General features: G+C 65.8%; 8 protein-coding genes. 4 read left to right on the top strand and 4 right to left on the bottom strand.

Translation table 11 applies throughout. The features are described from left to right. Positions 1-455: 455 nt before the first annotated feature. From Rhe02_RS01745 to Rhe02_RS01735, 3 genes are all read left to right on the top strand, one after another. Positions 456-2756, top strand: coding sequence for a beta-glucosidase family protein (locus tag Rhe02_RS01745; protein WP_203906194.1), 2301 nt, complete (start codon positions 456-458; stop codon positions 2754-2756). Positions 2757-2900: 144 nt separating this feature from the next. Further along, a complete protein-coding gene (locus Rhe02_RS01740) occupies positions 2901-5303 on the top strand; it encodes a carbohydrate-binding protein (protein ID WP_203906193.1) in 2403 nt (800 codons plus the stop codon). A 69-nt stretch (positions 5304-5372) separates the two neighbouring features. Beyond that, the gene (locus Rhe02_RS01735) at positions 5373-9296 is read left to right on the top strand and encodes an alpha-L-rhamnosidase C-terminal domain-containing protein (protein ID WP_203906192.1); all 3924 of its coding nucleotides are present in this window, start codon (positions 5373-5375) and stop codon (positions 9294-9296) included. Between the two features lie 243 nt (positions 9297-9539). On the opposite strand, the gene Rhe02_RS01730 is transcribed toward Rhe02_RS01735, so the two are convergent. Continuing rightward, positions 9540-9974, bottom strand: coding sequence for a YdeI/OmpD-associated family protein (locus tag Rhe02_RS01730; protein ID WP_203906191.1), 435 nt, complete (start codon positions 9972-9974; stop codon positions 9540-9542). A 132-nt stretch (positions 9975-10106) separates the two neighbouring features. After that, positions 10107-10541, bottom strand: coding sequence for a VOC family protein (locus Rhe02_RS01725; RefSeq protein WP_239123198.1), 435 nt, complete (start codon positions 10539-10541; stop codon positions 10107-10109). 94 nt (positions 10542-10635) lie between these two features. Here Rhe02_RS01725 and Rhe02_RS01720 point away from each other — a divergent pair, with 94 nt between their 5' ends. After that, entirely contained in the window at positions 10636-11523 is an 888-nt protein-coding gene (locus Rhe02_RS01720; RefSeq protein WP_203906190.1) for a LysR family transcriptional regulator, read from the top strand. Positions 11524-11676: 153 nt separating this feature from the next. On the opposite strand, the gene Rhe02_RS01715 is transcribed toward Rhe02_RS01720, so the two are convergent. After that, on the bottom strand, positions 11677-12348 hold the full coding sequence (locus tag Rhe02_RS01715) for a response regulator transcription factor (protein ID WP_239123196.1): 672 nt from the start codon (positions 12346-12348) through the stop codon (positions 11677-11679). Continuing rightward, positions 12312-13289, bottom strand: coding sequence for a hypothetical protein (locus tag Rhe02_RS01710; RefSeq protein WP_203906189.1), 978 nt, complete (start codon positions 13287-13289; stop codon positions 12312-12314). The genes Rhe02_RS01715 and Rhe02_RS01710 overlap by 37 nt, the downstream gene beginning before the upstream one ends. Positions 13290-13343: the final 54 nt, after the last annotated feature.

Below are 13343 nucleotides of genomic sequence, written 5' to 3'. Positions count from 1 at the left end.
CTCCATCGTCTTCCCGGATTTGGAGGCCCGCCCCTCTCTCGATGATTTTGTCCAACGTGGACAGCAAACACTGTGCACGGATCACGCCGGGTTTTCGGCTAGACGACCGTGAGTGGGCCAGGGGCGGCAACTTGAAACCCCTGTCGGCGGCTGTGCTGGCCCACTCCCGGCGGCCGTCTCCCGGGAGATCTCGGACTAAATCGGGAAACGTTGCCCATGGTCCACGACTCTGAATCTAGATACGCCTCTTGACGTCTTTGGCGTGAACTCCTAGTGTCGGTCGCAACATTTTGGAAAACGTTCCCCGTATCAAATGCTCGGCCGCCGGTGCAAGGCGGCGCCATTCCGGAGATCACGGTGGGCCCAACAGGGCTGGTGCGGATCTGCTCATGCCGCATTGGCCATTAGTGCTGCACGCCCGACAAATGAAACGTTTCAAACGAGATGGACTCAAAATGACCTTCGCCCACGAAGCGCACGCCGACGCTGCCGACCTGCTGGCGGAGCTGACCCTTGAGGAGAAAGCGGCGCTGTGTCTCGGCTCGGGCATGTGGCACACCACGGCTGTGCCGCGGCTTGGCATCGCGTCCATCATGGTCTCCGACGGGCCGCACGGGCTGCGCCGCAAGCCCGATCAGGGGGATCAGGCCGGCATCTCCGGGAGCCTGCCGGCCACCTGTTTCCCGACCGCCTCCGCTTTGGGGTCGTCCTGGGATCCGCAGCTGGTGTTTCGTATCGGCCAAGCGATTGGTGAGGAAGCGCGCGCCCAAGGTGTCGCTGTGGTGCTGGGTCCGGGGATCAACATCAAGCGCTCCCCGTTGTGCGGCCGCAACTTCGAATACTTCTCTGAAGATCCTTTCCTTTCTGGGGTACTGGGTGCGGCCGTGGTGGCGGGCATACAGAGCCAAGGTGTTGGGGCCACGGTGAAGCACTTCGCTGCCAACAACCAGGAGACTGACCGGTTGCGCGTCAGCGCGGAGGTCGACGAGCGCACGCTGCGCGAGATCTACCTGCCCGCGTTCGAACGCGTCGTCACGCAAGCCGGCCCTTGGGCGGTGATGTGCGCCTACAACAAGATCAACGGTGTCTGGGCGTCGCAGAACGAGTGGTTGCTGGATCAGATCCTGCGCCAGGAATGGGGATACAGCGGCCTGGTGATGTCCGACTGGGGTGCGGTGCGCGATCGGGTTGCCGCCCTTGCCGCGGGTTTGGATCTGGAGATGCCACCCAACTTCGGCGTGAGTGACGTCGCGATCGTGACCGCGGTGCGTGCGGGCACCCTCGACGAAAGCGTGGTCGACCAGGCGGTTCTTCGCGTCCTGCAACTCGTCGACAAGGCCCGTATCACAGTGTCTACACCGGACAGAGTGAACGTGGACGCCCATCACGCCTTGGCCAGAGCCGCTGCGGCCGAGTGCGCGGTGCTGCTGAAGAACGAGGCGGGCATCTTGCCCCTGCGCCCAAAGGCGGGTGAGCTCGTCGCGGTGATCGGCGAGTTCGCCCGCACGCCGCGGTATCAGGGAGCCGGAAGCTCCCAGGTCAATCCCACCACGCTCGACATACCGCTGGACGAGCTGCGCAAGGCGGCGCCAGCCAGTGTGGAGATAGGTTTCGCCGCCGGATTCGGCGTCGACGCCGATGTCAACGACGGCGAACTCGCGGCCGAAGCCGTCGTCTTGGCCAGCCGTGCCCGCACTGTCGTGGTGTTTCTCGGCCTGCCCCCGGCCGAGGAGTCGGAAGGCTTCGACCGGCGGCACATTGAGCTTCCGGCGAACCAGACCGCATTGATACCACGGCTTGCCGCCGTCAACCCGAACCTGGTCGTCGTGCTGTCCAACGGCTCGGCGATCCAGCTGTCGGACTGGGAACATCACGCCCGGGCGGTTCTGGAGTGCTGGTTGTCGGGTCAGGCCGCCGGCGGCGCCGTCGCCGATCTGCTCTTCGGCACCGCAAACCCCAGCGGCCGCCTCGCCGAGACACTGCCGCTGCGCTTGCAGGACAGCCCCTCATACCTCAACTTCCCCGGCGAGTCCGGCCATGTCCGCTACGGCGAAGGCGTCTTCGTCGGCTACCGCGGTTTCGACGCGCTTGACCGCGAGGTCAGTTACCCCTTCGGCCACGGCCTGTCTTACACGACCTTCCACTACACCGATCTGTCGGCCACCGTCAGCGGCCAAGCCGAAGACGGCGATCTCGCTCTGACGGTGACCTGCACGGTCACCAACACAGGCGAGCGGGCCGGCGCGGAAGTCGTTCAGCTTTACGTCGGCGACCCCCAGGCCCAGGTGGCCAGGCCGGTCCGCGAGCTGAAGGCCTTCACGAAAGTCGGCCTCGCGCCGGGCGAGGCGATCGGCGTCACGTTCGACCTCGACGCACGTGACCTGTCCTACTGGTCGACTGCCAGTCATCGATGGGTCTGCGAAGGTGGCGTGTTCGAGATCGCCATCGGCGCTTCCTCACGCGACCTTCGTCTTATCACGGCGGTCGACGTCAGCACGCCACCGCTTGCCATTCGGCTCGATGGCATGGCCACCCTGCACGAGTGGCTCGCCGACCCTGCCGGCGCGGCCGCCATCAAAGAAGTGCTCGGCGCCGACGAAGATGGCCGGCCCCGCGGCATCCTCGCCGACGAGGAACTCATCAAGGTCATCGGTGGTTTCCCGCTCGACAGCCTGGCCGCCTTCCCCGGCACAGGAATCGACCATGCGGTCATCGCCGATCTGACCCAACGAATCCAACCACGACAGTCGCGCTAATACCCGCCTGCGTGGCTTGGCCGGCCCACGCCTGGTGAGCCGGCACTGCAGTTGCCGAAACACAGGAGGATCCTCATGCACGATGGCGAATTCTCAAGGCAACACCCGCGCTTGCGGACATCTGCCAAAGCTCTGATCTGCGCCGTGGTCAGTGTGGTGGTGGCCGTGGCGGTCACGATTCTGATGCCGGCAAGCCCTTCGGTGGCGGCCTTGCCGACCTGGCCGGCGAACCCGAACTGGCAAAGCCTTGTGCCGGGGCCGTCCAGCGACGACGTAAGGCCCGTGAGCGTCGTGCGCACACAAGGCTCGGTGACCAACGCCGCGGCGCTGGTCCAGGGCACCGGTACCACCGTCATTACCGTCCCGTCCGGAGGCCAGCCCGCCGCGATCGTTCTCGACTTCGGCAAAGAGGTGGGCGGAACGCCTTACGTCACGGTGTCGGCGTCCACGCCCGCGTCGAACACGGTCCGGATATCCACCAGCGAGGCGATCGGATTTCTCACCAACAGCAGCGGGGCGTTCGTCAACGACAACGGCTCGCAAATCAACTTCACGGTTACCAGCGCGCAGCGGTACACCGGTGCGTTGCGCGGCGGCTTCCGGTTCATGGCCATCGAGCTGCGGACCGCAGGAACCGTCAGCCTGACCGCGGCCGGGTTGAACTTCCGGGCCTACCGCGCCGGCCCAGCCCAGTACCAGGGCTGGTTCATGTCCAGCGACGACCAGCTCAACCGGATGTGGTACGCCGGGGCCTACACCACCCAGATGGACATGGTCCCCACCGGTGTCGCCTCCTGCTTCACCCAGCCGGTCATCTTCGACGGCGCCAAGCGTGACCGGGCCATCTGGTCCGGCGACCTCATGATCACCAATCCGGTGGCGCAGCTGTCGCTGGGCACCAACAGCGGGCCTTACGTTCGGGGCTCCATCAGCGCCATCATGAACCTGCAGGCGTCCAACGGCCGGCTGACCAGTGCGGTCGGCTTCCGGGGATGCGGCGCCTTCGATTACGCCGTCACCTATTCGGCCTACTCGGCCATCATCGCGGTCCAGTACTACCGATACACCGGCGACACCGCGTACATCACGTCGCTGTTGCCAAGGCTGGAGAACGCGACGGCGTATCACGCGACCCGGCTCGACGCCAACGGCCTGATCGTCACCAACGACAACGACTACTGGCAGACCAGCCAGAGCGGCGAGGTCACCGAGTACAGCCTCGCCTACTACGAGCTGCTCCAGAACATGATCTGGCTGGAGGGCAGGGTCGGTACGGCGGCCAGGGTCACCGACTACACCAACCGGGCCAACGCGCTCAGGACCGCGATCAACTCCCGGTTGTGGAACGCGAGCGCCGGCCTCTACGTGCACACCAACACTCGGACCAACGTCTTCCCGCTCGACGCGAACATGAACGCCATCCGCCTCGGGGTGGCGACACCGGCAAGCGTGCCGGGCATCCTGAGCTACTTCAGGAGCCGCTGGCAGGCCCACGGAAGCCCGATCACGCAACCATCTCCCAGCATGACCGACCCGTATGGGCACACCATCGAGCCGCTCAACAACACCTGGGAAATGATGGCGCGGATGCAGGCCGACGACACCGCCGGCGCGCTCGAGCTCATGCGCCGCCTCTGGGGGCTTCAGGTCGATCCGAACAGCGGGTTCTACACGGGCACGTTCTGGGAATTCGTCATGAGCGACGGACTGCCCGACCGTGGATTCGACAGTCTCGCGCATGCCTGGGGAGCAGGCCCGACCCAGGTGCTCACCGAATCGGTCCTGGGGGCCACCGCCGTCAACCCGGGCTACTCCACCTGGCAGGTAAAGCCGCATCAGGCCAACCTCGCCTGGGCCCAGGGCCAGGTTCCCACGGCCAACGGCTCCCTGATCGTCAGGTGGGCACAGGACACCGCCAGCCAGTTCCACCTCCAGGTGACCTCACCGAGCGGTACCAGCGGGGAGGTGTGGGTGCCGCTCGCCTCGGCGGGCAGCGTCAGTTCCGCGCTGACGGCCGGCGCCAACTTCGTGCGGCGCAGCGGGCTTTACGACATCTACACGGTGGGCGCCGGAACGTTCTCGTTCAGCTCCGGGCCTTCGGGAGCGACGCCGTCTCCGTCGGTCTCGCCCACCTCGTCCCCGTCCAGCCAGCCCGGCACCAACGTGACCGTGCAGGCTGAATCCTTCAGCTCGCAGAGCGGGGTGCAGGCCGTCAGCGCCAGCGGCGCCAATGGCGGCGCGCGGCTGGGCTACATCGCCGCGGGGGACTGGGCGGGTTACAACAACGTCAACGTCGGTGGGGCCGTGTCCTTGCGGGCGCGGGTTTCCTCAGGCGGCAACGGCGGCACGTTGCAGGTGCGCACCGGGTCGCAGACCGGCACCATCATCGGCTCGGTCAGCGTGCCCTCCACCGGCGGCTGGGACACCTACACCAACGTCACCACAACGCTTTCCGGCGTGCCCGCCGGCACCGCGAACGTCTACCTGACCTTCGCCGGTACCGGCAACCTGTTCGACGTCGACGAATTCACCTTCGTCAAGTCCTGATACACCGGCCGGCCGGGGCGGGATCTGCGCCCTGGCCGGCCATCGCCCTTTGCAAACGAAGGAGATCCCATGCGGCTTCACGGGATGTTATGGGAACGCTTAGATCGCCACGGGCGGCGCACCGCGGTCATGGCGTTGATCGGAATGCTCGTCGCTGTGCTTCCCGCGGGCTCGGCCTCGGCCGGTTCGCAAGCACCCACCTCTGGCCTACATGACGCAAGCGGTCTGCCTACTTGGCCGGAAAATCCTGACTGGCAACGCCTTGTGCCCGGACCGTCCAACGATGACGTCAAGCCGGTCAGAATTGTCCGCACCCATGGCGCCGTGACCAACGCGCAGGCGCTCACGGATGGCAGTGGCGCGACGGTGATGACAGTGGAACCCGGCGGGCAGCCCGCCATCATCGTCCTGGACTACGGCCAGGAGATGGGAGGAACACCGTTCGCCGTTGTCTCGGCAAGCACGCCGGCACCGCCCGCCACGACCAACAACCTGCGCATCTCCACCAGCGAAGCCCTGCCTTTCCTCAACACCAACACCACGACGACGCTGTCGCGTGAGGCGAACGCCGGTGCGGTGAACGTCAAAGTCGCTGCTGCCACGCCGTTCTACGTCGGCTCCCCAATCGTGCTCGGCACCGAGACCCGGACCGTGACCGCGGTCGGGTCCGCCGCCGCGCCCAACACCTCGCTGGTCCTGCTGGCCTCGCCGGGGGACACAAATGTCAATGTCGCAGGCGTTGCCGGGTACACCATAGGCAGTCCTTTGACCCTTGGCTCCGAGACGGTCACCATCACGGCGGTGGGCACCTCCGCAGGCGCTCCGACCACCGTGGTGTATCCGGTGGCCGGGGGAGCGACCAACCTCAAGGTGGCAAACGTGGCCGGGTTCGCCACCGGTCAGCGTCTGCTGCTCGATTCCGGTGCCGGGCTTGAAGTGCGCACGGTCAGCAGCGTCGGTACTGCCGCGACAACATCGCAGCTGTTCGATGCGGCGGCCGTCGGTGACACGAATGTTAAAGTGACGAGTGTCAGCGGCCTGACGGTGGGCGGCGAGATCGACATCGATCCCGGGCCGGGCCAAGACCATGTCACCATCACCCAGGTCGGCACCGCGGGCACCAACAGCACTGTAGCGGCACAGAACGTCAACTCCGGACAGCCGGTGCCCGCGCTGGCCGGTGCGAACTGGGTCTGGAACGTCGCGGGGGCAAGCACCGTCACGCCGCCCGGGACCATCTATCTGCGCAAGACGTTCAACGTTGCCGATCCGGCGGCGCTGGCTAGCGCTGTGCTGCGGGTCAACGCCGACGATGGACATGCGACATACGTCAACGGCGTTCAGGTGTCCAGCTCCGCCGGGGCCAACAACGCCTGGCGCACCTCGCAGATCTCGGACATCAAGTCTCTGCTCGTGCCGGGTACCAACGTGATCGCCATCGCGCCGTTCAACAGCGGCGGTGCGGGCAGCGTCATCGCGGCAGCCGAACTCGACGGGACCCGGATCGTCACCGACGCCTCGTGGAAGGCGCTGGCCGGCACACCTGCGACACCTCCGGCCGGGTGGAACACCGCCGGCTTCGACGACTCCTCGTGGCCCGCGGCGGCGATCAGCGGTGCCTACGGGATCGCGCCCTGGAACTTCAACGTCACCGAGCCGCCCGGGCCGACCACACTGAGGGTGGCGAGCGTGGCGGGATTCGCCGTGGGGGACACGATTTCGGTCGGTGCTGGCGCGAGCCGCGAGACCAAAGTCATCCAGACCGTCGGCACGGCCGGGCCCACCGGCTCCGGGCTCACCCTGACCACACCACTGTCCAATGTGTACGACGTGGGCGCGGCCGTGCTGGATCTGACCAAACCAGGGACAGGCGTGACATTCACCCCGGCACTGGCCAACCCGCACACCACGCTGAGCACGCTCGCTTCACCCGGCACGGGTATCACCTTCTCGCCAGCGCTGGACCTTGCGCACGCGTCGGGGACCACGATCCGCGGCGCAGGCAGCGGCATCACCTTCACGCCCGCGCTCACCGGCGCGCACCGCACCGGGGAGACCGTTTCCAGTGCAGGCTCAGGGATTTCGTTCACCCCCGCACTGACCAACCCCTACCCGGCGGGGACGACCCTGACCGGAACCGGGACTTACGTCAACGACAACGGCGCGCAGATCAACCTGTCCATCACCACCCCGCAGACCTACACCGGCGGTCTCCGCGGCGGATTCCGCTTCGAATCGATCGAACTGACCACCCCGGGCACGGTCACCTTGACCAGCGCCGGCCTGAACTTCAAGGCCTACCGCGCACCGGCGGACAAGTACGAGGGCTGGTTCCTGTCCAGCGACGACCAGTTCAACCGGATGTGGTACGCGGGCGCCTACACCGCGCAGATGGACATGGTGCCGGTAGGCGTGGCGCCCTGCTTCACCGTGCCGGTCTTCTTCGACGGCGCCAAACGCGACCGGGCGGTATGGTCCGGCGACCTCATGGTCACCGACCCGGTCGCCATGATCTCGATCGGCTCCAACAGCCATCCCTATGTCAGGGGATCGATCGACAGCATCGTCAACCTACAGGCCGCAACCGGCCGCCTCACCAGCGCGGTCGGCTTCCGAGGTTGTGGCGCCTTCGATTACGCGGTCACCTACTCCGCCTATTCGGCCATCATCGCGGTCCAGTACTACCGCTACACCGGCGACACCGAATACCTGGCCGGGCTGCTGCCCAAACTCGAAGCAGCAACGGCCTATCACGGGTCGAGAGTGAACGCCAACGGCCTGATCGTTACCAACGACAACGATTACTGGCAGACCACCCAAACCGGCGAGGTCACCGAATACAGCCTCGCCTACTACGAGCTGCTCCAGGAGATGACGTGGCTGGAAAGCCACGTCGGCACACCGGAGAAGGTGGCCGAGTACACCCAAAAAGCGGCCGCACTCAAGGAGGCCATCAACTCGCGGCTGTTCAACCAGACCGCCGGTTTGTACCAGCACACCGACACCCGGCCCAACGTCTTCCCGCTCGACGCGAACATGAACGCGATCCGGCTGGGTGTCGCCGCGCCGGACAAGGTTTCCCCCATCCTGACCTACTTCAAGGAACGGTGGCAGCCGCACGGCAGCGAGATCACCCAGCCGGCGCCCAGCATGACCGATCCCTTCGGCCACACCATCGAACCCCTGAACAACACCTGGGAGATGATGGCCCGCATCCGCAGCAACGACGCGGCCGGTGCGCTGGAACTGTTGCGGCGCCTATGGGGTTTGCAGGTCGACCCCAACAGCGGCTATTACACCGGTACCTTCTGGGAATTCGTCCTGAGCAACGGCTTGCCCAGCCGCGGGTTCGACAGCCTGGCCCACGCGTGGGGCGCCGGCCCGACGCAGATCCTCACCGAGGCTGTCCTCGGCTCGACAGCAGTCGATCCGGGCTACCGGAGCTGGACAGTCAAGCCCCAACCCACCGACCTCGCCTGGGCGCAAGGACAAGTACCGACACGCTATGGCGCCCTGTCGGTGAAGTGGGCTCAAGATGTCGCGGACGGCCAGTTCCACATGCAGGTCGTCTCGCCGTCGGGCACGAGCGGAGAGGTCTGGGTGCCGCTGGCCACCGCCGACACCAGCACCAGCCAGGTGCTGGCCGGCAGCGCCACCTTGCTGCGCCGCAGTGGCAACTATGACGTGTACCGCGTCGGTGAAGGACGATTCGAGTTCAGCTCCGCGCCGGCGACGCTCGCTTCGCTCAGCAAGCTCGTGGCGGCCTTCACCGCACAGGGGAAGATCGGCATCATCGGCTCGGTCAAGTTGCAGGTGCGGATCGCGGTAGCGGCGATTCTTGCCCTGCTGGGCCGTGAGTCAGAAGCCATCAGGCAGCTGGAGGACTTCAAGCGACTCGCCAACGACCCGCACGTCGTCAGGGATGCGGGCGCACGCGACGCCCTGGTCCGAGAAACTGACGCCGTCATCGCGTCGCTGAGAAGCACCGGCTAGCGCTAACCGGCATGGGGTTGGTGGCGGCGTAGACGCTGTCCACCAACCCTTTTGGTCAGACCACTACGTGGAACGTGTGTCTATTGCCCGCGCGTTGTGGTCTGTTCCGGCCGGGGTGTCGTTGGTGGTGGCCAGGAGGCAAGCAGAGCGAGGGGGTGGGCGGTGGGTGAGCCGGGTTCGGCGGCGGGGACTGTGGATCTAACGGTGTAGCTCCGAATTGGATGGATCGAAACATGTGGGTCGTCAGTCCCGCAGCGTGGTGATGGCCTTCTCGATCCGCCGTGTGCGCGTTTCGGGCTTCTTCGCGCGTTCGATAGCGCTCACGTGCTCGCGCTTGTGGCTGTAAGCGAGACGGTCGTAGGCGGCCCGGGCGACCGGGTCGGCGTCCAGAGCACGGGCGAAGTCCGGGGGCTCGATCACGACACGGGGCTCGGTATCAAGTTCTATCTCGACCTCAACCTCGTCGCCGGTCACGACACCGGCGGCTTGCCGATTGGCGTTGCTCAGGCCGAGCAGGTGCCGGCCGCGCATGATAGCGACTCGGCTCTTCCATGAATGCCCGTTGATCGTGATCGTCACCGGCGGCCGTCCGCCTGCACCGAGCGCCTCCACAATCTTTTGCGGAATTTCCAGCCCTCTCATGGGCTCCGGAGGCTCAACGCGGGTCCTAAATTTCATGATGTACTCCCTCCACCTTGCCAACTCTAGGGTTCCTGGCCTCGCCGCAGTGGTGAGGCCAGGAACTGTGCGTGGGGCCTGTGGGTCCGCTGGCGCAGGTGGTGATCTTCCGCCGGCAGCTTCCCTCGGCGGTTACTCGGCGTAGGGCTGGTCCGCTGCCTGGGCGCTGTAGCCCAGACTCCAGATGTAGCCGTCCGGGTCCGCGAAGGAGCCGCCGTACCCGCCCCACGGCAGGGCGGCGGCGGGCTTGAGGATCGTGGCGCCGGCCTTCTCGGCCACCGCGATGATCTCGTCCACTCGCGCCTCACTACGCACGACGTAGGTGAGGACAAGCCCGCTGAAGCCGCTGCCTGCAGGGCTCGTGCCAGCCAGGCCGGCCAGGCCTTCGCGGCCGTAGAAGCCGACAAGAGAGCTTCCATCCGATTCAAAGAACACGGAGACTCCGAAGTCGTCCTTGATCTTCCAGCCGAGCCCCTCTGTGTAGAACTGCTTTGACCTGTCCAGGTCTTGGACGCCCAGGAGGATCGAGCTGACGTGCGCTTTCATGCTTTGGGTTTCAAGATTCATAGTTGTCAAGCATGTGGTGAGTCCCAGCATCCGGGCAACGCCGATCTTGGCAAGGTGCGTTAACCTGAAGCTAAACGTAGAGGTGGTGGCGGCCATGGAATTGCGCGACATCGAGATCTTCCTGACACTGGCCGAGGAGCTGCATTTCGGGCGTACCGCCCAGCGGCTGCGGGTAACCCCGGCCCGGGTCAGCCAGGCGATCAAGAAGCAGGAGCGCCGCGTTGGCGCGCCGCTGTTCGACCGCTCACCACACCACGTGGCGCTAACCCCGATCGGCCAGCAACTCCACGCCGATCTGAAAACCGCGTACCAACTCATCCGCAACGGCATCGACACCGCAGCCGCGACCGCACGCGGCCCGGCCGGCACCCTCTCGCTGGGCACATTCGTCAATCACCGTGAAAAGATCGCGCCGGTCATCGACCTGTTCCGGCAGCGGTATCCACAGTGCGAGCTGCGCATGCGGGAGATCACCTTCAACGATCCGTTCGGACCGCTGCGCACCGGCCACGTCGACATCGCACTGCTCTGGCTCCCGGTACGCGAGCCCGATCTCACGGTCGGGGCCGTCGTCTACACCGAGCCGCTCGTGCTCGCCGTGGCCTCCACGCACCCACTGGCAGTCAGGGACACGGCCGAGATCGAAGACCTCGCCGGGCTGACCGTCCCAGTGACAGAGAACCCGGTCCCGGACTACTGGACGGAGGCGCACACACCCCGCACCACACCGACCGGCCAGCCGATCCACCGCGGGCAGATCGTAGCCACCCTCGAAGAGGCGCTCACCGCGATCGCCGGCGGCGAAATCGCTGCACTCGTCGGACAGCACGCGATCACGTCACACCCCCGGCCCGGCATCACCTACGTGCCCATCTCGGACACGCACACCCTCCAATATGCACCGATCTGGCAGACAGCCACCGAATCGCCCCTGATCCGCGCCTTCGAACAGACCGCCCAGGACGCCACCCGCCGACCCTGATCTACACCCGAACACGGGTCGGTCCGAGGGCGCCCGAGCAAACGTCTCCTCACGCTGCCGCGATAGGTGACGCTGCGGCAATGAACTGAACTGTCTGAGCTTCCTTTATGGCGGACTATAGGGCCAATGAAATCCGTTTGGGTGCTTTTAATCTCATCGGACATCTTCGGGCCGTATCAATCCGTCCTCGATCGCACGGGCCACCATGGCGGCCTTGTTCCCGGCCTGCCGCCCGGAATCAAGGTACTTGGCGCGGGCACGCCCTATGTACTGGTCTACTGTTTCCACGCTGATGCCCATCTGCGTTGCCACCGCTTGTTTCTTTGGAAGCTGGAACCACAGCAGCAAAGCGCGGCGTTCCTGATCGGACAGTCGCGGCCGGTGCGGGCTCGTATCGCCGAGCATGGCACGCGCCACCGATGGTGTGACGTAGGCCCGGTCCTCGGCGGCGGCGAGCACGGTGCCGATGAAGTGTTCCTTGCCCTCGTCCTTGGTCAGATAGGCAACGGCACCTGCTGCGAGGACTGCACGGATGGTCTCGTCGGATCGCTCCGCCGAGAAGACCACGACCCGATGCCGCTCGGCCAGCTCGGCGACCCTGTCCGCCACCGATCCACCGAAAAGGCCCAAGTCGAGGATCAGAACGTCGGCCCGGCCGCCAGGCCCCGCCAGCACTGAGTCGATCTGTCCGCCGTCTGCGAGCACGTGGATGCGGGCTGGCTGGTCTTGGTGAATCCACGCGCGAATGCCGTCGAGTACGACTTGGTGGTCATCCACGACGGCAACGGTCACGAGCTCCTCGGCGCCCAGCGGGTTCGTACCCACAACAATTCCTCCTCTCTACTGGCGAACATTTCGATTTCCGCGGGCGCTGGCATAGCCTGCGGCAGCGCACCTGCGTCAGCAACTACGCTGATGTCGACCTGGATCGGTTCCTGCGTACACACGACAGTTAATCTGGCCTGTGTCCGGGTGGCGGCAAGCAGGTGGATCGGCACTTCGCATAGGGCGCGCCGCACCTTCACCGGCAGATCGGGTTCCACGCCAACGGCTTCGAGAGTCACCGCCACTCCGTTACGTTCGGCGTTGGTGGCACAGGCCCGCAACTCATGCAGCAGTGGGCTTGGGCTGTCGTCGTGTTCGGCCAGGAGACGGCGCAGTCTGGCGGCCTGCACGCCGCACCGCTGCTGGACATGTTCTGCGCCTGGGTCAAGGGTGCTTGCGGCCAGGCCTGCCAGCAGTTGGCGCACATCATGACCGATGTCCCGGTAGCGGCGCCTACGGTCGGTGTGAATCCGCTGCGCCGCTTCGCGATTGGTCGCCAAAACCATCTCAGCAGACGAAATCTGGGAGGCTCGGCGGGCTGTGTTTTCGAGCGCTTTGCCGCCAGCGGCGACCCCGAGCTGAATGGCGCCCGCGCCATAGAACACCATAATGATTCGAGCGACGTCGATGCGGCTTAAATCCCGGGTAATCACCAGGGCGGCGAAGGTGACCGCGATATTGGCCAGCATGGCCGCCCCCAGCCAGCGGAGGGGATGGCGCCACCAAAGCAGCATGGCGAACCACGCGAACGATGCCCACCCCCAGTGGGCCAGAGCGAAGTTCTGCTGAGGCGAAATGGCGACCGCGTTCGCGGCCACTGCTGCCAGCAGAACCATCGTCCCCGCTATAGGCACCAAAGCCGACATCGGTGCCGCGCGCAGAAGCTGGACAGAGGCGAACGTTCCGGTGATCGTGAACAGCCACCAGGCCGCCAGCGCCACCCACGCCGCCCGGTAGGTGTGCCAGCCGGTTGCGATGCCCAGCAGATCGTTGCC

The sequence above is a fragment of the Rhizocola hellebori genome, from assembly GCF_016862955.1.
Classification (GTDB): Bacteria; Actinomycetota; Actinomycetes; order Mycobacteriales; family Micromonosporaceae; genus Rhizocola; species Rhizocola hellebori.
Note: the sequence above shows the minus strand (reverse complement) of the source record. Positions and strands in the feature narration are given on the sequence as shown.